Genomic DNA, 25440 nt, shown 5'->3' with positions numbered 1-25440 from the left:
GTGATTACCGCAATATGAAGGCAGTGAACAGCACGTCGCTGACCACCTGCTTCGGTTGTCCCTTAACCAGCGGCGGGCTAAGCACGTCCTTAATCTGCGCCACCAGTTGCTGCTTTCCTTGTTCACTGCTCAACTGGCCCGCTTCCTGACGAGACAGCAGCATCAACAGACGGCTGCGCACCTCCGGCAGGAAATCATTCAGTTGGCGGCGGGTACTTTCATCCGGCAAGCGTAACGTCAGGCCGATATACAACACCCGATCCGGGTTGTTATCGGGCGTCAGCAGATTGACGGTAAAGGTGTCCAGCGGCATAAACACCGGTGCGGCCGGGGGGAGTTCTTTGGCTACGGGCTGCGCGCCCTCCTGGTGCTGCTTGAGCTGCCACCAGCTGTAGCCGGCCGCGCCGCAGGCGACGAGGGTTATCAGCACCAGCAGTATGACCAGAAGGGAGCGTTTCGGTGCTGCCGGTAGGGTATTTTGAGACATAGCTAAATCAAATTCCTGTTGTTATACCCGTCGTCTTTCAAGCTGCAGCGTTGTTCCCTGCACTCACCCCCCCAGTCACTTACTTGAGTAAGCCCCTGGGGATGAGTGAGCTGGGCGCCTGGCTGCAACTTGAAATCCATAGGGTATATGCCCTTCATTTTTCAAGCTGCAACCTAAGATCTCGCGGGTATATAGCGCGTGTAAAAGCCGCACGCATGACATTATTTACCCAAAATATTTGGAGTTGCATCGCGACGGCAAGTTTGTAAGTCCTCAGCAGCATAGATAACTATGTGACCGGGGCGCGCAAATGCAGCCAACAATGATGCAGCTTCAAGTATGAAGGATAGCGGTATTATCGCGCCTATTCCGGCACGCAATAGCCAGAATAGGCAGGGAAAAGCGTGCCAGCTTGGGCGTTTGCGGCCACTCAGGCGAAAATATCAACGCCGCTGACGGCGCGGGCCATCGCCTGCAATTCCAGCGGTGCGCTGTGGGCATCGGCGGACAAATCGCCGTCACCCTGACGCTCGCGATAATCCGGGCGGCCCTGCTGCCCGCCATTGTGCTGCTGCGCCTGTTGCCACTGCGGCATCTGGTCGCCGCCCACGCTGCTTTGTCCCAAATTGATGCCACTCTCAGCCAGCGCGTGACGCAGTTGCGGCATCGCGGCCTCCACGGCGGCACGAACCTGTCCGTGTGCCGAGGCAATGTGCAGCTGTGCCTGGTTGTCATCCAGCTTGAGGGTGATTTGCAGCGCCCCCAGCTCCTGCGGATGCAGACGCAGCTCGGCGCTTTGCTGACCGTTGCGATGGAACATCAGCACCTGTTGGTTCAACGCCTGCTGCCACTCCGGGCTGCCCAACTGGGCGTTTAGCTGCGGCGTAGGCGGGGCAGTGACCAACGCAGCGCCTGGCGCTGCAGCGATCGTTGGGCTGGAGACCGGTGGGGCCATCAGAGGGACGTTTGGCGTTGGCGATTGGCTATCGGCGCCAAGCTTCAACGCCGCTGCATCCGGTTTTTCGTGCGCAATTGCAATTTGCTGTGGGATGTCGGCACGGCTTTCACTGTCGAGCGAAGCTGGGGTTACCGGCGTTGGTGCCTTTTGCGTGCCGGTTACCTCAGTCTGGCGCCCCAGTGAAGCGCCGAGGAGCGTTGCAGCCTGAGGGGTATCTTGATCGCCTTCAAGGCTCAGTTCCGCCGCGCCGGTACCTGCATCAGGCATTGCTGGGGGAATAGCGATTGGCAGCATGGCGAACAGCGCTTGCAGCGTAGCGGCGTCGATCTCACCGGCAGGCCGCAGCGCGGCGTCGTGCGACGGTTGCTTCAACGTCGGCTCTTCGTCGTTACTGATGGCGGCTGGCTGGCCTTGCGTTAACAGCGAAGGCGCTAACAGCCCATCGCGTTCGCCGAATGCGGCCAGTAATTGCGTCAGTTGGTTGCGGCTCAGCGGCGCAGAGTCTTCTTCTGCGCTCAACGCTATCGGTGACAGTTTGCCTGCGGACTTGTCGGCCGGCAGCACGCGCGCGCCAAGCAGTTGAGCAAAAGCGGAAGAGAGCGATGACTCATCCAGCGGGAGCTGCGCGTCCGGCAGCAGGCCGGAGTCGCCCGGCAGCGACAGGCCCGGCAAAGCGTTCAGGTTCATTGATGTATATTCCTTTGTGCACTGCGTTGAGCGAACTCATCCATCAGTTTTTGATCCCGTTTGTTCTCCAACTGCAACTCCGCGCTCTGGGCTCGGGTATGCAGGGTTTCGAAAGCGTTCAACCGTTGCTGTTTGTCCTGCCATTGTTTCATCGCGTGGTCTACTTTCTCTCCCCACTGCATCAACTGCTGGCGGTGCTGGGCGATCGCCTGTTCCAGCGTGCCGATAAACTGTTGGTAGTTCTGCCAGTTGGACGATTCCATACCGCCGCTCAGTTGATTATTCAGCTTCTGACGGTACTCATCCTGATAGTTGAGCAGCATGGAAAGTTGCTGTTCAGCGGCTTGCTGAGCTTTGCGCACCTGGCCCAGTTGGCGAGTCGCCTGTTCTACTGCATCCTGCGCCAGATCGCGCAGGGTAATCAGGGGGGACTGTGGTTTCATCGGGTTTGCGCCTTTGGTGACGTTAAACGATCAACTGCTGTAGCTGCTGGCAGGCGTCCTGATAGCCGCTGCGTTCGAAAATGCCTTGCTGCAGATAGGCTTCCATCTGCGGATACAGCGTCATGGCCTTATCCAGCAGCGGGTCGCTGCCTGCGACGTAAGCGCCTACGCTGATCAAATCGCGGTTGCGTTGGTAGCTGGCCAGCATCTGTTTGAAGTTACGCACCCGACGATAGTGCTCTTCGTCGATCAGCGAGGTCATGGCGCGGCTGATGGAGGCTTCAATGTCGATGGCCGGATAGTGGCCGGCTTCCGCCAGGCGTCGCGACAGCACCACATGGCCGTCGAGAATGGCGCGTGCCGAGTCGGCGATCGGATCCTGTTGGTCATCGCCTTCGGTCAGCACGGTATAAAAGGCGGTAATGGACCCGCCGCCGCTGATGCCGTTGCCCGCGCGTTCGACCAGTGCCGGCAGCTTGGCGAAGACGGAAGGCGGATAGCCTTTGGTGGCCGGCGGCTCGCCGATGGCCAGGGCTATCTCACGTTGCGCCATGGCGTAGCGCGTCAGTGAATCCATGATCAACAGCACGTGCTGGCCGCGATCGCGGAAATCTTCAGCGATACGTGTGGCGTAGGCCGCACCCTGCATGCGCAGCAGCGGCGAGACGTCCGCCGGTGCGGCAATCACCACCGAACGCGCCCGGCCTTCGGGGCCGAGGATGTTTTCGATAAAGTCTTTCACCTCACGGCCACGTTCGCCGATCAGACCGACGACAATCACGTCGGCCTGGGTGTAGCGCGCCATCATGCCCAACAGCACGCTTTTACCGACGCCGGAACCGGCAAACAGCCCCATGCGCTGACCGCGACCGACGGTCAACAGGCCGTTGATGGTGCGCACGCCGACGTCCAGCACCTGTTCGATCGGCGTTCGTTGCAGCGGGTTGAATGGGGCGGTGATCAGCGGCGCACGGTAGCCAGTTTCCGGTGCGGGCAGGCCGTCGAGCGGCTTGGCGCTGCCGTCCAGTACCCGGCCCAGCAGGGCAGGACCGAGCGGCAGCTGCTTACTGGCGCTTTGGCCTTCCGGCGAGATGCGGGCGTAAACCCGGGCGCCGGGCACGATGCCTTCCACTTCTTCCAGCGGCATCAGAAACAGCCGCTGGCCGTTAAAGCCGACCACTTCGCTTTCTACTTCCTGGACCTCACCGGCGTCGTGACGCTCGATCAGGCAGGTGGCACCGATCGGCAGCTGTAGCCCGGTGGCTTCCAGCACCAAACCGGTGGCGCGGGTCAGGCGGCCGTAGCGGCGTACCGTCGGGGCGTGTGCGATGCGTTTTTCCAGCGCATCCAGTGAGGTCAGCCAGCGGCCGAGGCGCAGGGTCATTACACGTCTCCCGGAGCGGCCAGACGGCAGAGTTCATGCCAACGGGTTGCCAGGCTGGCGTCAAGATCGCCTTCGTCGGCGCTGACCTTGCAGCCACCAGGATGCAACTGACCATCCGCCAGCAACCGCCAGCCGTGCAGGCTGAGCGTGGCACCCAACTGTTGCTCGATTCGCTGATAGTCATCCGGGTGCACGCGCAATTGCGGCTTGCCGCTGAACATCGGCTCTTGCTGAATCAACTGTTGGATCTGCGCCAGCAGGGCAGTGCCGTCGCACACCGGCGGTTGGCCCAGCACCTGTTTGGCGGCAGTCAGGGCCAACTGCATCAGGCGCGAGGCAATCACGCTGTCGAGAGCGTCCAGCGTGTGCTGGAATTCCGTCACCAGATGCTGCCAGTGCGCGGTCAGCGGTTGTTGCTGTTGCTGAGCTTCCAGCAAGCCCTGCTGGCGACCCTCTTCCATGCCGGCCTGGAAGCCGGCGTCGTAGCCTTTTTGCTGCCCGTCCGCATAGCCCAACTGCTGGCCCTGCTGCTCGGCCTGCAGGCGGAGCTGAGTGAGCTGTTGTTCCCGAACCAGGCTGTCGTCCAGCGGTGCGCCGTCGGTGATTTCCACCGGCAGCGGCAGCGGGTCGAGCACCGGTTTGGGCTCGTTGAGATCGTTGAGCGACCAGGGCTGCCAGGGCAGGGTATTAATGCGATCAGACATAGGTGTCCTCGCCACCGCCGATAATCATTTCGCCACTCTCGGCCAAACGACGGACCACCAGCAGGATAGCCTTCTGCTCGTTCTCCACCTGCGACATGCGCACCGGGCCACGGTTGGCCAGATCGTCGCGCAGGATATCTGCGGCGCGTTGCGACATGTTTTTGAGGAACTTCTCGCGCAGTGGTTGTTCCGCGCCTTTGAGCGCCACCAGCAAGGATTCGCCTTCCACTTCCTGCAACAGGCGCTGGATGCTGCGATCGTCGACTTCCACCAGATTCTCGAACAGGAACATCTCGTCGATGATCTTCTGCGCCAGCTCGCCGTCGTATTCGCGCATGGCGTCGATAACCGCCTCTTCCTGCTGCGTTTTCATCAGGTTGATGATCTCGGCTGCGGTGCGTACGCCGCCCATTTTGCTGCGCTTGAGGTTCTGACCGTCGAGCAGGTTGTTCAGCACTTCGGTCAGTTCCGCCAGCGCCGCTGGCTGCACGCCGCCGAAGGTAGCGATACGCAGCATCACGTCGTTGCGCAGGCGTTCGTCGAACAGCGCCAGAATGTCCGCTGCCTGGCCACGCTTGAGGTGAACCAGGATGGTGGCGATGATCTGCGGATGTTCGTCGCGGATCAGATCGGCCGCGCTCATTGGTTCCATAAAGTTGAGCGTTTCCATGCCGGTGGTGGTCTCGCGAGATTCGAGAATGTCCTCCAGCAGGCTGGCGGCACGTTCTTCGCCCAGCGCCTTGACCAGCACCGAACGCAGGTAGTCGCTGGCGTTGACGCTCAGCGCGGCATACTGTTCGGCGTCGTCTTCAAATTCGCGCAGTATTTCATTGAGCTGCTTGTGCGACACCTGGCTCATGCTGGCCATGGTGCCACTCAGCTGCTGCACTTCACGCGAGGAAAGGTGTTTGAACACCTCGGCGGCGCGATCTTCGCCCAGCGTCATCAGCAGGATGGCGCTTTTTTCGGTTCCGGTCAGACTCATAGTTCGTTACTCATCCATTGGCGGATTACCAGAGCGACCACGCGTGGGTCTTTATCAGCCAAATCGCGGATCCGCTGGCTCTGGACTTCTGCACTGACGCGCTGCTGGGATTTCCTGTGCTGCGCCAGCTCCTCATTGCTGGGTTTGCTGCTGTCAGCCGGCTTGGCCATTGGCGTAGCGGCGGCGGCGAGCGCGGCCTTTTGTACCGCCTGACGGTTTTGCAGTTGCGGACGCACCAGTTTGCGCCACAGCACCCAGGCGACCAGCAGGATCAGCAGGTAGCGACCGGCATCGATCAGACGATCGATAAACGACTGGCTCTGCCAGAACGGCAGCTCGCCGCCGGTAATTTCGTTATCGGTAAACGGCGTGTTGACCACGTTGAGGGTATCGCCACGGGCGCTGGAGAAGCCCATGGACTCACGCGCCAGCGATTCGATCTGCGCCAGCTGCTCTTTGCTCATCGGCAGTGGTTTGCCGTCCTTATCGGTGCCGCGATAGTTGATGACCACCGCGACCGACAGGCGCTGTACCGTCCCGGCTTTATGCTGGGTATGGCGAATGGTGCGATCGACCTCATAGTTGATGGTTTCATCGCGGCGGGAGTTTTGCGGCCCGCTGCCCTTGGCTGCCGAACTGCGCGCCGTGGCCGTATCGGTTTTAGCTGCGTCGGCATTATTGCCGGCGGTGGCCGGTTGGGCGGTTTCAATCGGGGCAGCAGCCGGTGCGCTCGGCTGATTGGACAATGCGCCCGGCACGCCGCCGACCAATGGCCCGCCAATTTGGTCGCTTTGACTCATTTGCTGTGAGCGTACGGCGGCCTTATTTGGCTCTTGGTTAGGTTGGTACTGTTCGTCAGTTTGCTCGCGAGTGGAGAAGTCGATCTGTGCGGTGACCTGAGCGCGTACGTTAGCGCTGCCGACCATCGGGGCCAAAATCGCTTCGATACGGCGCTGGTAGCGGTTTTCCACTTCGCTGGCGTATTTAAGCTGTGCGGCATTCAGATCGCGTCCGGTGCCGTCGGACTGCGTTAACAGGCGGCCGGCCTGATCGACCACCGTCACGTTGCCCGGCGGTAGACCGGCTACGCTGCTCGAGACCATATAAACGATGGCGTTGATCTGGCCGTCATCCAGGGCCCGACCCGGTTGCAACGTCAGGGTCACGGAAGCGGAAGGGGATTTTTGCTCGCGGACAAACAGCGAAGGCTTGGGCAGAGCCAAATGCACCCGGGCGTTTTGTACCGGCCCCAGTGATTCGATGGTACGGGACAATTCACCTTCCAGCGCGCGCTGATAGTTGATTTGCTCGCTGAACTGGCTGATGCCGAATTTTTCCTGGTCCAGCAGTTCGAAGCCCACGGCACCGCCTTTAGGCAGGCCGAGCTGCGCCAAACGCAGACGGGTTTCATGGACTTTTTCGGCTGGGATCAACAACGCCGCGCCGTTTTCGGCAAAGCGGTAGGGGATGTTCATCTGCGTCAGCTGGGTGACGATGGCGCCGCCGTCGCGATCGTTAATGTTGCTGTACAGCACGCGGTAGTCTGGACTTTTCACCCATAACAGCAGCGCGACCACGATGGCGATGGCCGCGGAGGCCGCAATCAGCAGCGGGACTTTGGGGTTGGCGCGCAGGCGGTTCCACATGGCCAGCAGGCCATTATCGCGGCTTTCGGTAGCGGAGATTGAAGCATTCATTTTAGCCCGAGTCCTTCAATGACGCTCAGGATCCGGTGCGGGCCACGGCGTAGCTCCCTGCCAGGCTGATGAACGGTGTGGTTAGCGTTGTGTGACAAAACAGACTCCCTGATACACATATAAATATACCCTATGCCTTTCAAGTTGCTGCCAGGCGACCCGCTCGCTCATCCCGGGGTCTTGTAGGGGCGCGGCATGCTGCGCCTGAGTTAATCGGGGCGATTTTATTCGCCCCCTACAGTGATTGGGATGAGCGCGGGCAGACAACAACGCTGCAACTTGAAAAGCGACGGGTATAGCGGCGCTCCCATTTCTGGGCATGTTATTATTCGCCCTTAGGGCCCATTTCGATGGCCCGATAAGCCGGGTTTTTTGCAGTTAATTAGCCGCTTTAGGATGAAAATGCTGTGTTAGGGTGTTCAGCATCAAAGTAGTGCCTGATGCAACAACGTCCGGCAGCAGCGTTTTTATTGAGGTCATAATGGCAATTCAGGGTATTGAAGGGGTTTTGCAGCAGTTGCAGGCCACGGCGATTCAGGCAGGGCAGATGGGGCAAGGCGCATCCGCGCAGGGCGTCAGTTTTGCCAGTGAGTTGAAGGCGGCGATCGGCAAGATCAGCGATACCCAGCAGGCTGCGCGCAAGCAGGCACAGGATTTCGAGGTCGGTGCGCCGGGCATCAGCCTGAATGACGTGATGGTCGATCTGCAAAAATCGTCCATCTCGCTGCAGTTAGGGGTGCAGGTGCGTAATAAGCTGGTTTCGGCTTATCAAGAAGTGATGAATATGCCGGTGTGATGAGTCTGGCCTCATACCCGCGGCCAGAATTGAAAGCCTGGATTCTCTGCTGGGCAGGCAACGTCAGCTTAAGAACTGGCCTAAACCCACCGACGGTGGGTTTTTGCTTTTTAGCGAAAGGTAAGTATCGGTTCCGGATTCTGAGATGTAGAGCTTCTCTAAAGCCGAGACAAGTGCCTGGCCGGGAACATCAATCGCTGGAGTAGCAGGGCAGAAACCCCGGTTAAACTCACATTGCCATGGTATTCACGGGGTTATAATTTCCGGGTTAAGGTCGTTTCAATTACCGGATAAGATAATGTGTAGCAAAAGTGAACGCAGATGGCGGTTGTTCAGTATTTTAATTCTGATCGTTTTGGTTGTATTAATAAGCGTTTTAATTAAAGAAAGCTAAAATAACCCGGGCCACGTTGGGTGGCCCTGCCGCTTTATTTTCCCGCCAGCAGCCGCATGGCGTCTTCTTCATACACCAAACCCAGCAGCCACATGCCGAGCAACAACACAACCAGGGAAAACAGCAGTTTTTCGTTGAGCATGGTTTATTCTCTTCCGATGACTGAATGCCCGCCGATGCTATCCCACCCGCCTGTTTTGCGCCAATATTGCCTGTATAAACGACGCTTTCATTGTTCAACGATTTAATTTATCCCGAAGGTCATCACTCCTGGGCTTGCATCATGCTGAAAGGATCGGGGCGAATGGCCTGGGGTTCCATGGCTCGCTGGTGCCCACGAATGGCGGTGGGGGCAAAACCGAAGCGTTTGCGAAAGCGCTCGGCAAATCGCGAAGAACTTTCATAGCCCACGTGCTGAGCGATGGCGGATATTGGCCAATCGGTAGATTGCAGCAAGGTCAGTGCGCTGCTCATACGCACGTCGATCATTAGATTACGCAGCGCGGTATTCTCCGCCGACAGTTTGCGTCGCAGCATGACTTCGCTCATCGAAAGGGTTTCCGCCACCTCGGCAGCGGTCCAGATATTATGCGGATCGGTTGCCAGACAGCGGCGTACTCGCTGGGTTAAATTTCTGGCCTCGTTATGAATGAAGTTGATATTGAATTGTTTTAACCACAGCAATATTTCCAGCATTTTGTGGCGAATGATGACCGTGGGGAAACGATGCTTAAGCGTCAGCGCCAAACTGGTGGTCTCGAAACTGTGTATCAGCGCGCAGGGCAGGTTACGTAACGCCATCACCGCGTCGAAGGGGTTCAGTGGCGCACTTACAGCCTGGGTCGGTGGTATGCTGAGTAACTGCGGATCGCAGGCCAATAGCTGGCAGCTGAATACCCCCTCCTCGGAAAGCTCGTTGATAATATCCACGGTTTGCCCTCCGTCGATAATCAACAGCTCACCCGCATGTGCCACCACTTCATGCTGTTGCCAACGCACGCGTTTGTGGCCTTGCTGTACCAGATACAGATGCGGTTGCTCAAAATAGACTGAAGGAAATAATAATTCAGTATGCTGAATGATGTGTGCCGATGCACCAATTCCTGGACAAAGATTAATTGTACGTTCCATCGATATTCATTTCGCAGCCATTATCTATGAATATCTTTACGCTTTGATTGGCGTTGGAGCAACATCTTTCCATAGGTTGTGAAACACAACGACGTGTTTTATCTATCAAAAATCAATTTCCTGCTGAACAGAAAACGTCCGTGTCGGAATGGTATTTATCCATTAAAGTGAGAGCAAGGCTCGAATTGTGCATTTTTTCTAATTACCCATTATCTGAATAATTCAAATGCCATGGATTAATATCCTGACTTAACCAGGGAGTAATAGTACATGCTGCTATCTATTCTGCCTTCGTCGTTATTGCTGCGAACTCATCTGACTTGTGGGTCTCCCAACAACAGGGCGCGATCGTGAAACTGGCCATAAGTATTATTGACCACGTTTTGCCGCGTCGACTGACCGATTAATTCTTTCAGTTGATTCATACGTTGTTGCAGCAGGCGCTTCAGTTCGGTTTCATTATCCAGGATCTGCTGCAACTTGTGGTGCAGCAATTCCTGTAGTGCCATTGAGGGACCGGCCTGCCCGGTAAAGGCGGCGGTTCTTTCCACCGCCGTCACGTAGGACAGTTCCAGCTCAACCAGATCCTCCCATCTTTCCGTCTGCGCCAGGGCGATCATCTGGCTACTCAGGCTAAACACTTGCTGATATGCGGCTAGCAGTTGCTGTTGACGTTCCATTATACGGCGTCCTGAGAGGGATGATAATTGGGGCCAATCTGGCGCCAGGCGTCGGCAATATTTTCCAGCAGCTTCACCACTTCGGTAATCGCCGCTTCGTCATTGTGCAGGTTGGCTTGCATCAGGCGTCGCTTCATATAGTCATACAGCGCTGCCAGGTTATCGGCCATTTCACCGCCCTGTTGGTGGTCGAGACCGCTTTTCAGGCCGTTATCGATAATATTGATGGCTTTAGACAGTGCCAGTCCTTTGCCGGCGATATCACCCTGATTCATCAGTATCCGTGCGCGTAACAGGGCGCTAAGCGCCCCGTCGAACAACATCACGATTAACTGGTGCGGGCTGGCGCTCATTACGCCACTTTCCAGACTGACCTGGGCGTAGGCCTGAGTTCCGCTACGGTTATACATGTGATTTTTTACCTGGTTAAAAAGTTCTTACTTGAACTGTTGTTTTAAATAATCACCGGTGCCACTCAGTTTGGACATCATGGTATCCAGTTGGACGAATTGTTGTTTATAACGATCGATAGTGCTTTGAATACTGGCCGTCACGGTGGTGATCTTGCTGTTCAGGCGGTCAAGGCTGGTATTGATACTTTTTGTCGAGTTCTCAATGATGCCGCCGGCCTTGATGTAGCTTTGGATCTCATTGTGGATCTCGGTAGCCATACCGGTATCTTTGCCGTTGCCGGCGAAAAAGTTGGCAACCTGCTCCGGTTTTTCATCGATGGCTTTGTTGAGCTTAGTGCTGTCGATCTCCAGCTTGCCGGTTTTGGTGTTGGTGGTGATCCCCAGATTACCCAGCCCCTTCAGTTCCGGGTTGTCCTGCGCGCCGCTGAGCGCACTTTTAATCGAAGACTGAACACCGCGCAGGGTGTTATCCCCCAGCAGCGCGCCGTTTTTGGCATTCTGCGCCTCGCCGGTTTTGACCGGGGTATATTTGGTCAGCGAGTTAAAGGTATCCAGCAGCGAGTTATAGTTGTCGACCCAACTTTTTATTTTGTCGGCGGTGCCGGTTTTATCGGTGCTGATCACCAGGTTCTGCGGCTCATCTTTCTTGGTGACGGTTTTCAGATCGATGGTCACGCCCTGCAGGGCATCGGCAATTGAGTTGGTACTACGTTTGATTTTCGTGCCGTTAACCAGCACTTCAGCATCCTGACCGGCCACGGTTTGCTTCATTGCGTTGCTTTTGGCCGCGGGGTCGTAGTTGAGGATGGCGCCCAACTTATCGTCATTGCTGACCTGTACCGAGACTGTGTTTTTCTCGCCGGTGGCCGTGGAGCTGATCGCCAATTGATAGTCGTTGTCACCCACCCGCATGATGCTGGCGTTGACGCCGGCTTTGGCATTGTTAATCGCATCGCGCATTTCCACCAGCGAGGTTTGATCATCGCTCAGCGGGATCTTCACTTCTTTCTGCGGGTCTCCTGCGGTGATGGTGATTGAGCGGTCAATGCTGCCGGGCGTGCCGAGTTTTTCCGTCTGATTGGTAATCGAAGCTTGAGTGGTCAACGTTTGCGGCTGTGCCAGCTTTTGAACCTCGACAATGTAGTTACCCGCCACGGCCTTATCGGTGGTGGTGATGGCGAACTGATCGTGTTTGCTGGCGGTGGTGTTATTGAAAAACGTCGGTTTCGCCAGCTCTTTACTGAGGTTATCGAACTTTTCCAGCGAGCCTTTCAGGGTGCCGTAGGCGGTCAACTGGGCGTTGTAGCTGGTCTGCTGGGTGGTGTACGGGGTCAGACGCTGCTGTTCCGCTTTGGTCAGCTTGTCCAGCAAGCCGTTGAGGTCGAGTCCTGAGCCGATGCCTAATGAACTGATCGATGCCATTCGTAATTCTCCTTAATAATGACTTTATTCGCTTTACGCGTTTATCGGCCCAGCGGAGAAAAAGTTTACCGAAAAGTTTAAAAACCGATGGCGCAATAGAGGAAGGAAAAATCGCGTTATTTCTGCCATTGCGGCGAAGCGAAAAAAAAACAAAAAATTTCTAAAGGTTGCAGGGGGGGGGCCGATACCTGATGGGACGGTGGTTGACGCCGTGGGCAAAGCAGCCCGAACCTTTTAACTACGTTGCGAAGATCGCAACTGACACGTAAGGAAAGCATACAATGGCACAAGTAATTAATACCAACAGCCTGTCGCTGATGGCGCAGAACAACCTGAACAAATCTCAGTCTTCTTTGGGTACTGCGATCGAGCGTCTGTCTTCCGGTCTGCGTATCAACAGCGCCAAGGACGATGCCGCGGGTCAGGCGATCTCTAACCGTTTCACCGCTAACATCAAAGGCCTGACTCAGGCTTCCCGTAACGCCAACGACGGTATCTCTCTGGCGCAGACCACTGAAGGCGCACTGAACGAAGTTAACGACAACCTGCAAAACATCCGTCGTCTGACCGTACAGTCTCAGAACGGTTCTAACTCTTCCAGCGACCTGAAATCTATCCAGGACGAAATCACCCAGCGTCTGTCCGAGATCAACCGTATCTCCGAACAAACTGACTTCAACGGCGTGAAAGTGCTGAGCAGCGATCAGAAACTGACTATCCAGGTTGGCGCTAACGATGGCGAAACCATCGATATCGACCTGCAAAAAATCGATGCCAAGCAGCTGGGTCTGGAAACTTTCAGCGTAAGCGGCGGTATTGATAAAACTAAAGTTGGCGCAGTTGTGACTGAAGCCCCTACCGGCAAAAGCGTTGCAATTGATACTAACGGTAAGAAAGCGGGTGCCGATGACCCGGCTAAATATGTTAAAGATGATAAAACTGGCGACATTTATGCTGCGGATACTGCCGGTGACTTCTATAAGGCTTCCGTAGACAAGGACGGTAAAGTTACCTCTATCGATACCACCAAAGTTGCAACTGGCGCACTGAAAACCAGCCTGGATGGTTCAGCAAGCATCAGCAGCGTGCAGGAAAAAGTCGCAGTATCAGGCGCTAAAGCTGATACCGACAACCTGAAAGCTTACGATGGCGGCAAATCTTTTGTAATCGAAGACGGCGGCAAATTCTTTAAAGCGGCAGTTGCTAACGATGGCAAGGTTACACGTGGCGAAGAATTGAGCACTGAGCCTAAAACTGCCGATCCACTGGCAACCCTGGACAAAGCATTGGCTCAGGTTGACGGTCTGCGTTCTTCCCTGGGTGCGGTACAGAACCGTTTCGATTCTGTTATCAACAACCTGAACAGCACCGTGAACAACCTGTCTGCTTCTCAGTCTCGTATTCAAGATGCTGACTACGCGACCGAAGTGTCTAACATGAGCCGTGCCAACATCCTGCAACAGGCTGGCACCTCTGTTCTGGCACAGGCTAACCAGTCTACTCAGAACGTGTTGTCCCTGCTGCGTTAATCGACTCTCCCCGATTAACCTGTCGCAAAAGAACCCCGCTTCGGCGGGGTTTTTTTATGGTCGCGCACCGCTCAGCTAATGCATGGCGCAAATAAGGCCTGTTTTGTACGACTGTTCAGCCGATTGGCATTTTGCCCCCTACGGATAATAGCGCTGACTCTCTTATCCGCAGGTTTTAGACATAGTGAGCGATCTGTATACCGCCGAAGGCGTGATGGACAAAAATTCTCTCTGGCTGCGCTACGTTCCGTTAGTGCGCCACGAGGCGTTGCGCCTGCAGGTCAGGCTGCCCGCCAGCGTGGAGCTCGACGATCTGCTGCAGGCCGGGGGAATTGGGTTGTTAAACGCCGTTGAGCGTTATGACGCCCTGCAGGGAACCGCCTTTACCACCTATGCGGTGCAACGCATTCGCGGCGCCATGCTCGATGAGTTGCGCAGCCGTGACTGGGTACCGCGCAGCGTGCGTCGCCATGCCCGTGAAGTGGCGCAGGTGATGCGGCAGTTGGAACAGCGGCTCGGCAGACCGGCCAGCGAAGTGGAAGTGGCGCAGACGCTGAACCTGCCACTGGATGAGTACCGTCAAATTCTGTTGGACACCAATAACAGTCAGCTTTTTTCCTACGACGAATGGCGGGAAGAGCATGGCGAAAGCGCGGAACCGCTGCTGGAAGGGCACGAAGAGGCCAATCCGTTACATCATCTGCTGGAGGGCAATTTACGCCAACGGGTGATTGACGCCATTGAGGCGTTGCCGGAACGCGAAAAAATGGTGCTGACGCTGTATTACCAGGAAGAGTTGAACCTGAAAGAGATCGGCGCCGTGCTGGACGTAGGGGAATCACGTGTCAGCCAATTGCATAGCCAGGCAATAAAACGCCTGCGCTCCCGCCTGGCGAACGAGAACTGACATGCACTCAACTCTGACCCTTCAACCTGATCACCATTGCGATAATCGGACTGCTTCTATGCCAGGAATATTATTGAAAAAACGGCCGCTGAGTCGTTATTTGAAAGATTACAAACACAGCCAGACCCATTGCTCTCAGTGCGGTAAGCTATTGGATCGCATGGCGTTGGTGTTTCGTGGCAAGATCATCAACAAAGATGCCATTGCGCGCATGGATCAGCCGATTGACGATCACGTTTGGCTGAATGTGCAAAATGAGCTGACGGCGCTGTGCCGCTTTTGCAGTGAGATCTCCTGCAATAGCCATCCGAGCTATTTCGATATTATGTCGTTCAAGCAATATCTGTTTGAGCAAACCGAAATGAGCCATAGCACCATCCGTGAATACGTGGTGCGCCTGCGTCGGCTGGATGAAATGCTGGTGGAACGCAACTATCCGGCGGATAAATTCGCCAGTAACGCCAGCCATCAGCGTATTATCGAAGACTTGCCTTCTGCGGCGCACAACAATTACCGTATCGCGCTGCGCAAATATGACCAGTACCTTGCCTGGCAAAAAAGCTACTGATCTGGCTTCCCCGGCACGCCAGCCGGGGATCTTACCCTTTCCCCGTCACGAATAAAGAGTGATTATTAGGTTCACATCTGCTAAATCTATCGTTTAGATGTTGATACCTGATTCCCTGGGGGAAGTTGTGAATCTGCAACACAAACTGGCGCAATTCCCGCGCCTCGATTTAGTGGGCTCTGCCACTCCGCTCGAAAAACTGTCTCGCCTTTCAGACTACCTTGGCCGCGAAATTTACATCAAACGTGACGACGTCACGCCGATGGCGATGGGCGGTAACAAATTGAGAAAACTGGAATTTCTTGCCGCAGAAGCGCTGCGTCAAGGCGCGGACACGCTGGTCACCGCCGGTGCCATCCAATCCAACCATGTGCGCCAAACGGCTGCAGTGGCGGCCAAGCTGGGTCTGCACTGCGTAGCGTTGCTGGAAAACCCAATCGACACTCAGGCAGAAAACTACCTGACCAACGGTAACCGCTTGCTGCTCGGGTTGTTTAACGCGGAAGTGGTGATGTGTGACGCGCTGCATGACCCGCAACAGCAGTTGGCCGATCTGGCGACCCGTCTTGAAGGGCAAGGCTTCCGGCCTTATGTGGTGCCGGTAGGAGGCTCCAATGCGCTGGGGGCGCTGGGTTACGTGCAGTGTGCGTTGGAAATTGCCGAGCAGAGCCAGCGCAGCAACGTTGCATTCAGCTCAGTAGTGGTGGCCTCCGGCAGCGCCGGGACCCATGCCGGGCTGGCCGTTGGCCTGCAGCAGTTGCTGCCGGAAACGCAACTGATTGGTGTAACTGTTTCACGCAAGGTGATCGACCAGTTGCCCAAGGTGGAGCTGATCCAAAAAGCGCTGGCCTGTTCATTGGATATTGACCAACTGGCACCGATTACGCTGTGGGACGACTATTTTGCGCCGCAGTACGGTATGCCAAACGAAGAAGGCACGGCGGCGATACAGCTTTTGGCGCAGCAGGAAGGGGTGTTGTTGGATCCGGTTTACAGCGGCAAGGCGATGGCCGGTCTGATCGACGGCGTAGCCCAGCAGCGCTTCCGTGACGAGGGCCCGGTCCTGTTTATCCATACCGGCGGTGCGCCGGCGCTGTTCGCCTATCATCCACAGGTGTAAGCGCACTTTGTTATTCCATTTTGAACTATATTTATAAGGTTATATTCCTTCAAGCAGGCGGTCACACTGTTAAAGTGCTGATATCAAAAAAGATAAACAACAGATGGGGTGTTTATGATCTTTTCCAAAGTTCGTCGTCAATTGCTGCTGGGCGTGATGAGCGTTGCGCTGACCGCCGGTTTGAGCACGCAGACCTATGCCGCCGATAACCTGCTGGAGCAGGTGAAGCATCACGGGACCCTAGTTGTCGGGTTGGAAGGCACTTATCCGCCGTTCAGCTTCCAGGGGGAAGACGGTAAATTGACCGGCTTCGAGGTGGATTTCGCCAACGCCCTGGCGGAGCATCTTGGCGTTAAAGCCAAGCTGAATCCTACCAAGTGGGACGGCATGCTGGCTTCGCTGGACTCAAAACGCATCGACGTGGTGATCAATCAGGTGACCATTTCCGACGAGCGCAAAAAGAAATACGATTTCTCGACGCCTTATACCGTCTCCGGCATTCAGGCCTTGGTGAAGAAGGGCAACGAAGGCACCATCACCAAGCCGGAAGATCTGAAGGGTAAAAAGGTCGGCGTGGGCCTGGGCACCAACTACGAGCAATGGTTGCGTGACAATGTGCAGGGTGTGGACGTGCGTACCTATGATGATGACCCGACCAAATACCAGGATCTGCGCGTAGGCCGTATCAACGCTATTCTGGTTGACCGTCTGGCGGCGTTGGATCTGGTGAAGAAAACCGGCGACACGCTGGCGGTAGCGGGCCCGGCGTTCTCTCGTCAGGAGTCTGGCGTGGCGGTGCGTAAAAACAACCCGGAACTGCTGGCTGCGATTAACCAGGCGATTGCCGAAATGCAAAAAGACGGCACGCTGGCGAAGATCTCCGAGAAATGGTTTGGCGCGGACGTAACTAAATAATGCACGAAAGTATCCAACTGGCGCTGGATTCAGCGCCATTTTTATTGCGGGGCGCGATCCTCACTCTCCAGCTCAGTCTGGGGGGCATGGCGCTCGGTTTATTGCTCGGTTTTCTGCTGGCGCTGATGCGCCTTTCGCCGTTATGGCCGCTGTCATGGCTGTCGCGCATTTATGTGTCGCTGTTTCGCGGCACGCCGTTGATTGCCCAGCTGTTCATGATTTACTACGGCCTGCCGCAGTTCGGCATCGAGTTTGATCCCTTCCCGGCGGCGCTGATTGGCCTGTCGCTCAATACTGCTGCCTATACTTCAGAAACCCTGCGTGCCGCGATTTCGTCGATCGAAAAAGGGCAGTGGGAAGCGGCAGCCAGCATCGGCATGACCCGCTGGCAGACGCTGCGTCGGGTGATCCTGCCGCAGGCGGCGCGTACCGCATTGCCGCCGTTGGGCAACAGCTTTATCGGCCTGGTGAAGGACACCTCGCTGGCGGCGACCATTCAGGTGCCGGAACTGTTCCGTCAGGCGCAGCTGATTACCTCGCGTACCCTGGAAGTGTTCACCATGTATCTGGCGGCCTCGCTGATTTACTGGGTGATGGCGACCCTGCTTTCTGCGCTGCAAAATCGTCTGGAAGCCCACGTAAACCGCCAGGATCAGGAGTAACGCATGAGTGCCATTGAAGTGAAAAATCTGACCAAGCAGTTCAACGGTCAAACGGTGCTGCATGGGATTGATCTGGAAGTCGGTGCCGGTGAGGTAGTGGCGATTATCGGGCCAAGCGGCTCGGGGAAAACCACCTTATTGCGCAGCATCAACCTGCTGGAAGTGCCGGATTCCGGTACCATTCGCGTCGGCGATATACTGATCGACGGTTCCAAGCCACTGAGCAAACAGAAAAAACAGGTTCGTGCCTTACGCCAGCAGGTGGGGTTCGTGTTTCAGAACTTCAATCTGTTCCCGCACCGTTCGGTATTGGAAAATATTATTGAAGGTCCGGTCATCGTAAAAGGCGAGCCCAAGGCCAGCGCGGAACAACGCGCACGGGCCTTGTTGACCAAAGTGGGGCTGAGCGGCAAAGAGTCGGCCTATCCGCGCCGTCTTTCCGGCGGCCAGCAGCAGCGGGTGGCAATTGCCAGGGCGCTGGCGATGCAACCGGAAGTGATCCTGTTTGACGAACCGACCTCGGCGCTCGACCCGGAGCTGGTGGGCGAGGTGCTCAACACCATACGTTCGCTGGCGGAAGAAAAGCGCACCATGGTGATCGTCACGCACGAGATGAGCTTTGCCCGCGACGTGGCCGACCGCGCCATTTTTATGGACCACGGTCGTATCGTGGAGCAAGGGCCGGCAAAAGAGCTGTTCGCTAATCCGCAGCACCAGCGTACCCAACAATTCCTCGACAAGTTTTTGAATCAGTAAGCATTAGAATTCGAACGGTGTTTGACCAAAAATTGTTGTCATACATTGGGCGAATTGTTAGTTGTAGGGGCCGAACACGTTCGGCCCGTAGACTAATAATCTTCTCCTCTGTCTGTTCCCCATTGGGCAGGGTTGTTTGCAATATATTCCTGAGTTAACGCCAATTCTCTTTCACTACGAATGACCCTTTCCCAATAGCTTCGTTGCCAGACAGGTTGGTGTAATTGCCGCGTTACAGCAGATTTGAAGCTGCGAATGACAGTTGCAAGGCTAGTTGCCTTTTCGTTGCGAAGGTGAAGTAGTGCATGCAGATGGTTAGGCATCAGGACAAAGCTGTCTAAATGCACGCAGTTAAAGTGTTGAGGGATTTGTAACCAGCACTCCTCCGCGACTTTCCCGTAGGTATTCATTTGCATGACTGAGTTATTTATCGTGCCGAAAAGACATTGCCGCTTATGAGTACAAATCGTCACAAAATAGATCCCCACGGAAGCGTAATTGTAATAGCGCAAACGAAAGGACTTTCTTGATGGGTAATGTGTCATTCTTCCTCCAGCATTTTGGATACCTAACCAGAATTTCTGTGGAGAAAACATATTGGGTGATCGGTTATGCGAAATGTTTTGCAGAAATTGTTGTTATGTTCAGGGCGCAGCATGCAGCGCCCCTACGAGTAGATAACTGTTTTTAATAAAAAAGGCGCAGCCATTATGCTGCGCCTCTAGGTTCATCAGTTCACGTCATTACCCTATGGTCATCAGGCTGGCGTTACCGCCGGCGGCTGCGGTATTGACGCTCAGCGAGCGCTCGATCAGCAGGCGTTCCAACAGAATGTTGGTTTCGCCGTGAGCAAAGCCCTGCACTGAAACGATCGCGCCACTGCGCTGGGCAATTTGCTCGCACAGGGTGCGCAGCTGATCGGCGTCGCCGTGGTAAATGGCGGCATCGAACTCCACCTTGTCCTGCTGCCAGTCTTTGCTGAAGCTGATGCTGGCCTGAACCGCCGCCGGCAGGCGGCGATACAGGGTGCGTTGCAGCTCGGCTTCCGGCCACAGCACGCTGCTGCCGACGGCCAGTACTGCGGCCAACTGCGTCAAGGCATCGGTCTCGTTATCGGCCAGGCAGAGTACGCGCTCACGCGGCAACAGGGCATAGGTATTGCGTTCGCCAGTTGGACCAGGCAGTGGACGTAGGGTACCGCCCTGGCCTAGTTCGGCGTAGCGTTGCGCCAACGTCACCAGATCGCGCTGGTTTTCGGCAATCGCCCATTGCTCCAGCGCCTGATGGGCTTTGAGCAACTGTGGCCGCGCGGTGGCTTCCAGCGGGCGTTCTTCGTCCTGGCGGTGCAGGGTGCGTTGCACCGCATCATCCGGACGGTTGGCCAGCAGGCGATACAGGTACAGCGGACCACCGGCTTTAGGACCGGTGCCGGACAGGCCTTCGCCACCAAATGGCTGCACGCCGACCACGGCGCCGACCATGTTGCGGTTAACGTACAGGTTGCCCACCTTGGCGCGTTCGGTCACGCGGGCGATGGTTTCATCAATACGGGTGTGAACGCCCAGCGTCAGACCATAACCGGCGGCGTTGATCTGATCGACCAGCGACTCCAGATTGGTGCGTTGGAAGCGGACCACGTGCAGCACCGGGCCGAAGATCTCTTTTTGCAGCTCGTCGAAGCTGTCCAGTTCGATTAGGGTTGGCTTGATAAAGGTGCCACGGGACCACTCTTTCTCATCCTGTACGTTGCCTTTCGCGGCCTGATAGACCTTACGGCCCTTGGCGCGCATCGCCTGAATATGACGTTCGATGCCGGTTTTGGCCTCGGCGTCGATCACCGGCCCGATATCGGTCGACAGGCGTTCCGGGTTGCCCATGCGGCATTCGGCCATCGCGCCGCGCAGCATTTGCAGCGTGTGTTCCGCCACGTCTTCCTGAATGCACAGGATACGCAGGGCGGAGCAGCGTTGGCCTGCGCTGTCGAATGCGGAGGCGACCACGTCAGTCACTACCTGTTCGGTCAGAGCGGAAGAGTCGACGATCATGGCGTTCAGACCACCGGTTTCGGCAATCAGCGGCGTTGGACGACCTTGCGGATCCAGACGGCCTGCGATGCTGCGTTGCAGGATACCGGCAACGTCGGTCGAGCCGGTAAACATCACGCCGCGAACCCGAGCGTCATTAACCAGAACCGAGCCGACGCTTTCGCCCTGACCCGGCAGCAGTTGCAGCACGCCTTGCGGAATGCCGGCTTCCAACAGAATGCGCACCGCCTGTGCGGCGATCAGCGGCGTTTGCTCTGCCGGTTTTGCCAGAACGCTGTTGCCTGCCGCCAGCGCAGCGGCAATCTGGCCGGTGAAGATGGCCAGCGGGAAGTTCCACGGGCTGATACACACCACCGGGCCCAGCGGACGGTGGCTGTCATTGGCGAAATCATCGCGCACCTGACCGGCGTAGTAATGCAGGAAGTCGACCGCTTCGCGCACTTCGGCGATGGCGTTGTTAAAGGTTTTGCCCGCTTCGCGCACCAGAATGCCCAACAGGCTTTGCAGTTGGCCTTCCATCAGTTCGGCGGCGCGCTCAAGAATGGCGGCGCGCTCGGACGGCGGGGTGGCAAACCAGATTGGACCGGCGGCAGCGGCGGCGTCGAGCGCCCGGCTGACTTCACCTTCGGTGGCTTCACGCACGTAACCGACCACGTCGCCCGGCTCGGCAGGGTTAATGACCGGTTGCTCCACGCCCTGATCCAGCTCGGCGTCAATAATCGGCTCTGCGCGCCAGGGTTGAGTAGCGCTGGTCAGCAGTGCGCTGGACAGAGATGCCAGACGCTGTTCGTTCGACAGGTCCAGGCCGCTGGAGTTGATGCGCTTGGTGCCATAGAGTTCACGCGGCAACGGAATGCGTGGGTGCGGCAGTCCAAGTTGACCTTCGCTGGTGGCCAGGGCTTCGACCGCGGTGACCGGATCGGCAACCAGTTCGTCGAGCGGCAGGGTGGCATCGGCGATACGGTTAACGAACGAGGTGTTAGCGCCGTTTTCAAGCAGGCGACGTACCAGATACGCCAACAGCGTTTCATGGGTGCCGACCGGTGCATAGATGCGACATGGACGGTTCAGCTTACCGTCGGCCACTTTACCCACCACTTGTTCGTACAGCGGTTCGCCCATGCCGTGCAGGCACTGGAACTCATACTGGCCCGGATAATAGTTGTTGCCCGCCAGATGATAAATCGCGCTCAGGGTATGGGCGTTATGGGTCGCGAACTGCGGATAAATCAGGTTCGGCACCGCCAGCAGTTTGCGGGCGCAGGCCAGGTAGGAAACGTCGGTGTAGACCTTGCGGGTGTAAACCGGATAGCCTTCCAGCCCGTCCATTTGGGCGCGTTTGATTTCGCTGTCCCAGTAGGCGCCTTTCACCAGACGAATCATCAGGCGACGGCGGCTGCGTTGTGCCATGTCGATGACTGCATCGATGGCGAACGGGCAGCGTTTCTGATAGGCCTGGATCACAAAGCCGATGCCGTTCCAACCGGCCAACTGAGGTTCGAAGCACAGCTTCTCCAGCAGGTCGAGCGAGATTTCCAGGCGATCGGCTTCTTCAGCGTCGATATTGATACCGATGTCGTATTGGCGCGCCTGCAGGGTCAATGACAGCAGGCGAGGGTAAAGCTCTTCCATTACGCGTTCGTATTGCGCGCGGCTATAACGCGGGTGCAAAGCAGACAGCTTGATCGAAATGCCCGGGCCTTCATAGATGCCGCGGCCGTTCGACGCTTTGCCGATCGCATGGATTGCCTGCTGGTAAGACACCAGATAGGCCTGCGCGTCGGCTTCGGTCAGGGCGGCTTCACCCAGCATATCGTAGGAATAACGGAACCCTTTGTCTTCCAGCTTGCGGGCGTTGGCCAGCGCTTCGGCGATGGTTTCGCCGGTCACGAACTGTTCGCCCATCAGGCGCATCGCCATATCCACGCCTTTACGGATCAGCGGTTCGCCGCTTTTGCCGATAATGCGGTTCAGCGAGCGTGACAGGTTGGCTTCGTTATGGGTCGACACCAGCTTGCCGGTGAACAACAGGCCCCAGGTGGCGGCGTTAACAAACAGCGATGGGCTACGGCCGAGGTGAGAATGCCAGTTGCCGTTGCTGATTTTATCGCGGATCAGCGCATCGCGGGTTGGCTTGTCTGGAATGCGCAGCAGGGCTTCGGCCAGGCACATCAGCGCCACGCCTTCCTGTGAGGAGAGTGAGAACTCTTGCAGCAGCCCTTGCACCATACCGGCGCGGCCATTTGCACTCTTTTGGTTACGCAACTTCTCGGCGATGTCGTAAGCCATCTTGTGGGTGGCTTTGGCAAGATCGGCAGGTAATCGCGCCTGTTCGAGCAACATCGGCACCGCTTCAGTCTCAGGGCGGCGATAGGCCGCGGTGATGGCTGCGCGATTAACCGACTGCGGCAGAATTTGTTCTGCAAATTCAAGGAATGGCTGGTGGGACTCTTCCTGCACTTGCGGCATAATATCGTCCGCTTCGGCCTGGCCGGCAGCGGCAAGTGCTGGAATTTCAGGGATATCGGAACCGTTCTCGAGACGTTCGAGATAATTAAAAATGGCCTGCTTGATCAGCCAGTGCGGCGTGCGATCGATACGCTGTGCGGCGCTTTTGATTCGCTCGCGAGTGGCCTCGTCGAGTTTCACGCCCATTGTGGTAGTGCCCATGCCAATCCAACTCCTGTGTTAAGAACCTATCCCATCAGGCTATACAAACTGCGGGCCAGATAGGCTGCTGGGATAGGTTCGTGCGTTGTGTGCTGTGATGAATGCAGACAATATCCTGCATGTTGCAACTTTGTGCAACCGTGTTAAATCAGGCGGATGAACGAAGTGTGAGTTCCATCGATTTTTTAACATCAATAATCGGCATGGTTCTTGCTCTGCCAGTGGGGTGGTGCGTCGAGGGGCGGTCGTCTGCACGCGTTAACCCCAGCAATATCAGGGGTAACGTTGAATTAGTATGAGGTGCAACTCTGTTTTTGAATGCGGGGTGTAACCTTGTAGGTGGTTAAATGTGACGCAGGGTAAACTTTGTGTAACTTTGTTGTTAAATGTCTTGTTGGATAATCAACAGGTCAACTAGGATAGCCGACGGTCAGACAATTGCGGGGGGAAACTATTTTCACTCGCGGGAGTGTCCGCTTTTCGCCACGTTCCGGCGGATTGGCAAGCAGTAACTATCGCAATACAGCGCGAAATAATAATGAGAGTGGAGAATTTCATGACAATGAGCACACCAATGCTGGTCACCTTCCTGGTGTATATCTTCGGGATGGTGTTAATCGGCCTACTTGCCTACCGGGCAACCAATAACTTTGACGACTACATTCTGGGCGGTCGTAGCCTGGGCAGCGTGGTGACCGCGCTCTCTGCCGGCGCATCGGATATGAGCGGCTGGTTGCTGATGGGCCTGCCGGGCGCCATCTTCCTGTCCGGCATCTCTGAAAGCTGGATTGCGATAGGCCTGACCATCGGCGCTTACCTTAACTGGAAGCTGGTGGCGGGGCGGCTGCGTGTTCATACCGAAGCCAACAATAACGCCCTGACGTTACCGGATTATTTCACCAGCCGTTTTGAAGACAACAGCAAGCTGCTGCGGGTGATCTCCGCCATTGTCATTCTGGTGTTCTTCACTATCTATTGTGCTTCCGGCATCGTCGCCGGTGCGCGTCTGTTCGAAAGCACCTTTGGCATGAGCTACGAAACGGCGCTGTGGGCCGGCGCTGCGGCCACTATCCTTTATACCTTCATCGGCGGATTCCTGGCGGTGAGCTGGACCGACACCGTCCAGGCCAGCCTGATGATTTTCGCGCTGATCCTGACGCCGGTGATTGTTATCTTTGCCGTTGGCGGCATCGATACTTCGATGCTGGTTATCGAAGCGAAAAACCCGGCCAATATCGACATGCTGAAAGGCCTGAACTTTGTGGCTATTCTCTCGCTGCTGGGCTGGGGGCTGGGTTACTTCGGTCAGCCGCACATTCTGGCGCGCTTTATGGCGGCCGACTCTCACCGCACTATCCGCAGCGCACGTCGCATCAGCATGACCTGGATGATCCTGTGTCTGGCGGGCACCATTGCCGTCGGTTTCTTCGGTATTGCTTACTTCGCCAATAACCCGGACCAGGCGGGCAACGTGTCGCAAAACGGCGAGCGCGTGTTTATCGAGCTGGCGATGATTCTGTTCAACCCGTGGATCGCCGGCATTTTGCTGTCGGCAATTTTGGCGGCGGTAATGAGTACCCTGAGCTGCCAGCTGTTGGTGTGTTCAAGTGCGATTACCGAAGATCTGTACAAAGCCTTCCTGCGTAAGGGCGCCAGCCAGCGTGAGCTGGTATGGGTAGGGCGCATCATGGTGCTGGTGGTGGCGTTAGTGGCTATTGCGCTGGCGGCAAACCCGGAAAACCGCGTGCTGGGTCTGGTGAGCTACGCCTGGGCCGGCTTCGGCGCTGCCTTCGGTCCGGTGGTGCTGATCTCGGTCATGTGGTCACGCATGACGCGTAACGGCGCCCTGGCTGGCATGCTGGTTGGCGCAGTAACGGTGATCGTCTGGAAACACTTCGCCTGGCTGGATCTGTATGAAATCATCCCGGGCTTCCTGTTCGGCTGTATCGCCATCGTGGTGGTGAGTCTGATGGGGCGTTCTCCTTCCGCCACCATTACCGAGCGTTTCGATCAGGCGGAAGCCGAATTCAAAACCGTTTAATCTCTCGCATCGCGAGTCAAAAAGGCGCTTAAGGCGCCTTTTTTAT

General features: G+C 56.5%; 22 protein-coding genes. 9 read left to right on the top strand and 13 right to left on the bottom strand.

All coding sequences use genetic code 11. From position 1 onward, the window contains the following. Positions 1-4 precede the first annotated feature (4 nt). The 7 genes from fliL to fliF form a co-directional block, all read right to left on the bottom strand. Complete coding sequence (gene fliL, locus NR114_RS10895; protein WP_020827504.1) at positions 5-487, bottom strand: flagellar basal body-associated protein FliL; 483 nt, start codon at positions 485-487, stop codon at positions 5-7. A gap of 430 nt (positions 488-917) precedes the next feature. Further along, positions 918-2132: a flagellar hook-length control protein FliK gene (locus NR114_RS10890; RefSeq protein ID WP_256813552.1), complete on the bottom strand. Its 1215-nt coding sequence runs from the start codon at positions 2130-2132 to the stop codon at positions 918-920. Beyond that, positions 2129-2575, bottom strand: coding sequence for a flagellar export protein FliJ (gene fliJ, locus NR114_RS10885; RefSeq protein ID WP_234530366.1), 447 nt, complete (start codon positions 2573-2575; stop codon positions 2129-2131). Before fliJ ends, NR114_RS10890 begins: the two co-directional genes overlap by 4 nt. A 22-nt stretch (positions 2576-2597) precedes the next feature. Then, positions 2598-3959, bottom strand: coding sequence for a flagellar protein export ATPase FliI (gene fliI, locus NR114_RS10880; RefSeq protein WP_020827501.1), 1362 nt, complete (start codon positions 3957-3959; stop codon positions 2598-2600). Next, positions 3959-4663 (bottom strand): flagellar assembly protein FliH, encoded by a 705-nt coding sequence (gene fliH, locus NR114_RS10875; protein ID WP_116690262.1) that lies wholly within the window; start codon positions 4661-4663, stop codon positions 3959-3961. Before fliH ends, fliI begins: the two co-directional genes overlap by 1 nt. After that, complete coding sequence (gene fliG, locus NR114_RS10870; RefSeq protein ID WP_012145670.1) at positions 4656-5648, bottom strand: flagellar motor switch protein FliG; 993 nt, start codon at positions 5646-5648, stop codon at positions 4656-4658. The genes fliH and fliG overlap by 8 nt, the downstream gene beginning before the upstream one ends. Further along, positions 5645-7345, bottom strand: a complete 1701-nt coding sequence (gene fliF, locus NR114_RS10865) for a flagellar basal-body MS-ring/collar protein FliF (RefSeq protein WP_116690263.1) — start codon at positions 7343-7345, stop codon at positions 5645-5647. The genes fliG and fliF overlap by 4 nt, the downstream gene beginning before the upstream one ends. Positions 7346-7826: 481 nt before the next feature. On the opposite strand from fliF, the gene fliE reads away from it, so the two are divergent. Further along, positions 7827-8141, top strand: coding sequence for a flagellar hook-basal body complex protein FliE (gene fliE / locus NR114_RS10860; RefSeq protein WP_044552041.1), 315 nt, complete (start codon positions 7827-7829; stop codon positions 8139-8141). A 658-nt stretch (positions 8142-8799) separates the two neighbouring features. Here the strand turns inward: fliE and NR114_RS10855 are convergent. From NR114_RS10855 to fliD, 4 genes are all read right to left on the bottom strand, one after another. After that, positions 8800-9666 carry an AraC family transcriptional regulator gene (locus NR114_RS10855; protein WP_256813554.1) on the bottom strand — a complete coding sequence of 289 codons (867 nt, stop codon included), beginning with the start codon at positions 9664-9666 and terminating at the stop codon, positions 8800-8802. Between the two features lie 311 nt (positions 9667-9977). After that, the gene (gene fliT / locus NR114_RS10850) at positions 9978-10346 is read right to left on the bottom strand and encodes a flagella biosynthesis regulatory protein FliT (RefSeq protein WP_048760249.1); all 369 of its coding nucleotides are present in this window, start codon (positions 10344-10346) and stop codon (positions 9978-9980) included. Further along, the gene (gene fliS, locus NR114_RS10845) at positions 10346-10756 is read right to left on the bottom strand and encodes a flagellar export chaperone FliS (protein ID WP_012145664.1); all 411 of its coding nucleotides are present in this window, start codon (positions 10754-10756) and stop codon (positions 10346-10348) included. The genes fliT and fliS overlap by 1 nt, the downstream gene beginning before the upstream one ends. Before the next feature lie 27 nt (positions 10757-10783). After that, positions 10784-12181 carry a flagellar filament capping protein FliD gene (gene fliD, locus NR114_RS10840; protein ID WP_256813555.1) on the bottom strand — a complete coding sequence of 466 codons (1398 nt, stop codon included), beginning with the start codon at positions 12179-12181 and terminating at the stop codon, positions 10784-10786. A gap of 281 nt (positions 12182-12462) precedes the next feature. Here fliD and NR114_RS10835 point away from each other — a divergent pair, with 281 nt between their 5' ends. The 7 genes from NR114_RS10835 to tcyN all read left to right on the top strand — a co-directional run bounded on the left by NR114_RS10835 (position 12463) and on the right by tcyN (position 18638). Further along, positions 12463-13710, top strand: a complete 1248-nt coding sequence (locus NR114_RS10835; protein WP_256813556.1) for a FliC/FljB family flagellin — start codon at positions 12463-12465, stop codon at positions 13708-13710. A gap of 184 nt (positions 13711-13894) precedes the next feature. Next, positions 13895-14617 (top strand): RNA polymerase sigma factor FliA, encoded by a 723-nt coding sequence (locus NR114_RS10830; RefSeq protein WP_020827491.1) that lies wholly within the window; start codon positions 13895-13897, stop codon positions 14615-14617. A gap of 58 nt (positions 14618-14675) precedes the next feature. Beyond that, entirely contained in the window at positions 14676-15185 is a 510-nt protein-coding gene (gene fliZ / locus NR114_RS10825) for a flagella biosynthesis regulatory protein FliZ (RefSeq protein WP_041414695.1), read from the top strand. Positions 15186-15312: 127 nt separating this feature from the next. Then, positions 15313-16305, top strand: a complete 993-nt coding sequence (locus NR114_RS10820) for a D-cysteine desulfhydrase (RefSeq protein WP_256813557.1) — start codon at positions 15313-15315, stop codon at positions 16303-16305. A gap of 114 nt (positions 16306-16419) precedes the next feature. After that, a complete protein-coding gene (tcyJ, locus tag NR114_RS10815) occupies positions 16420-17220 on the top strand; it encodes a cystine ABC transporter substrate-binding protein (RefSeq protein ID WP_046373262.1) in 801 nt (266 codons plus the stop codon). Further along, positions 17220-17882, top strand: a complete 663-nt coding sequence (tcyL, locus tag NR114_RS10810; RefSeq protein ID WP_020827487.1) for a cystine ABC transporter permease — start codon at positions 17220-17222, stop codon at positions 17880-17882. Before tcyJ ends, tcyL begins: the two co-directional genes overlap by 1 nt. Before the next feature lie 3 nt (positions 17883-17885). Further along, positions 17886-18638 carry an L-cystine ABC transporter ATP-binding protein TcyN gene (gene tcyN, locus NR114_RS10805; RefSeq protein WP_020827486.1) on the top strand — a complete coding sequence of 251 codons (753 nt, stop codon included), beginning with the start codon at positions 17886-17888 and terminating at the stop codon, positions 18636-18638. A gap of 92 nt (positions 18639-18730) precedes the next feature. Here tcyN and NR114_RS10800 read toward each other — a convergent pair whose 3' ends face one another. Together NR114_RS10800 and putA are read right to left on the bottom strand one after the other, a co-directional pair. Continuing rightward, complete coding sequence (locus NR114_RS10800) at positions 18731-19183, bottom strand: transposase (RefSeq protein ID WP_256813559.1); 453 nt, start codon at positions 19181-19183, stop codon at positions 18731-18733. A gap of 198 nt (positions 19184-19381) precedes the next feature. Then, on the bottom strand, positions 19382-23353 hold the full coding sequence (putA, locus tag NR114_RS10795) for a trifunctional transcriptional regulator/proline dehydrogenase/L-glutamate gamma-semialdehyde dehydrogenase (protein ID WP_256813560.1): 3972 nt from the start codon (positions 23351-23353) through the stop codon (positions 19382-19384). Between the two features lie 556 nt (positions 23354-23909). Between putA and putP the strand changes: the two genes are divergently transcribed. Next, the gene (gene putP, locus NR114_RS10790; RefSeq protein WP_046373267.1) at positions 23910-25394 is read left to right on the top strand and encodes a sodium/proline symporter PutP; all 1485 of its coding nucleotides are present in this window, start codon (positions 23910-23912) and stop codon (positions 25392-25394) included. The last annotated feature ends 46 nt before the right edge of the window (positions 25395-25440 follow it).

The sequence above is a fragment of the Serratia sp. Ser99 genome (assembly GCF_024519545.1).
GTDB classification, from domain to species: Bacteria; Pseudomonadota; Gammaproteobacteria; order Enterobacterales; family Enterobacteriaceae; genus Serratia; species Serratia liquefaciens.
The sequence above is the reverse complement of the archived record's forward strand: the minus strand, read 5'-3'. Positions and strand labels throughout refer to the sequence as shown.

Coding starts and splice junctions, on each gene's coding strand:
- NR114_RS10835 (WP_256813556.1), top strand. CDS start 12,463: ATGGCACAAGTAATTAATACCAACAGCCTGTCGCTGATGGCGCAGAAC.
- fliS (WP_012145664.1), bottom strand. CDS start 10,756: ATGTATAACCGTAGCGGAACTCAGGCCTACGCCCAGGTCAGTCTGGAA.
- NR114_RS10855 (WP_256813554.1), bottom strand. CDS start 9,666: ATGGAACGTACAATTAATCTTTGTCCAGGAATTGGTGCATCGGCACAC.
- NR114_RS10800 (WP_256813559.1), bottom strand. CDS start 19,183: ATGACACATTACCCATCAAGAAAGTCCTTTCGTTTGCGCTATTACAAT.
- putA (WP_256813560.1), bottom strand. CDS start 23,353: ATGGGCACTACCACAATGGGCGTGAAACTCGACGAGGCCACTCGCGAG.
- putP (WP_046373267.1), top strand. CDS start 23,910: ATGACAATGAGCACACCAATGCTGGTCACCTTCCTGGTGTATATCTTC.
- fliI (WP_020827501.1), bottom strand. CDS start 3,959: ATGACCCTGCGCCTCGGCCGCTGGCTGACCTCACTGGATGCGCTGGAA.
- fliG (WP_012145670.1), bottom strand. CDS start 5,648: ATGAGTCTGACCGGAACCGAAAAAAGCGCCATCCTGCTGATGACGCTG.
- tcyN (WP_020827486.1), top strand. CDS start 17,886: ATGAGTGCCATTGAAGTGAAAAATCTGACCAAGCAGTTCAACGGTCAA.
- fliJ (WP_234530366.1), bottom strand. CDS start 2,575: ATGAAACCACAGTCCCCCCTGATTACCCTGCGCGATCTGGCGCAGGAT.
- fliZ (WP_041414695.1), top strand. CDS start 14,676: ATGCCAGGAATATTATTGAAAAAACGGCCGCTGAGTCGTTATTTGAAA.
- fliT (WP_048760249.1), bottom strand. CDS start 10,346: ATGGAACGTCAACAGCAACTGCTAGCCGCATATCAGCAAGTGTTTAGC.
- fliD (WP_256813555.1), bottom strand. CDS start 12,181: ATGGCATCGATCAGTTCATTAGGCATCGGCTCAGGACTCGACCTCAAC.
- tcyL (WP_020827487.1), top strand. CDS start 17,220: ATGCACGAAAGTATCCAACTGGCGCTGGATTCAGCGCCATTTTTATTG.
- fliF (WP_116690263.1), bottom strand. CDS start 7,345: ATGAATGCTTCAATCTCCGCTACCGAAAGCCGCGATAATGGCCTGCTG.
- fliL (WP_020827504.1), bottom strand. CDS start 487: ATGTCTCAAAATACCCTACCGGCAGCACCGAAACGCTCCCTTCTGGTC.
- NR114_RS10890 (WP_256813552.1), bottom strand. CDS start 2,132: ATGAACCTGAACGCTTTGCCGGGCCTGTCGCTGCCGGGCGACTCCGGC.
- fliH (WP_116690262.1), bottom strand. CDS start 4,663: ATGTCTGATCGCATTAATACCCTGCCCTGGCAGCCCTGGTCGCTCAAC.
- tcyJ (WP_046373262.1), top strand. CDS start 16,420: ATGATCTTTTCCAAAGTTCGTCGTCAATTGCTGCTGGGCGTGATGAGC.
- fliE (WP_044552041.1), top strand. CDS start 7,827: ATGGCAATTCAGGGTATTGAAGGGGTTTTGCAGCAGTTGCAGGCCACG.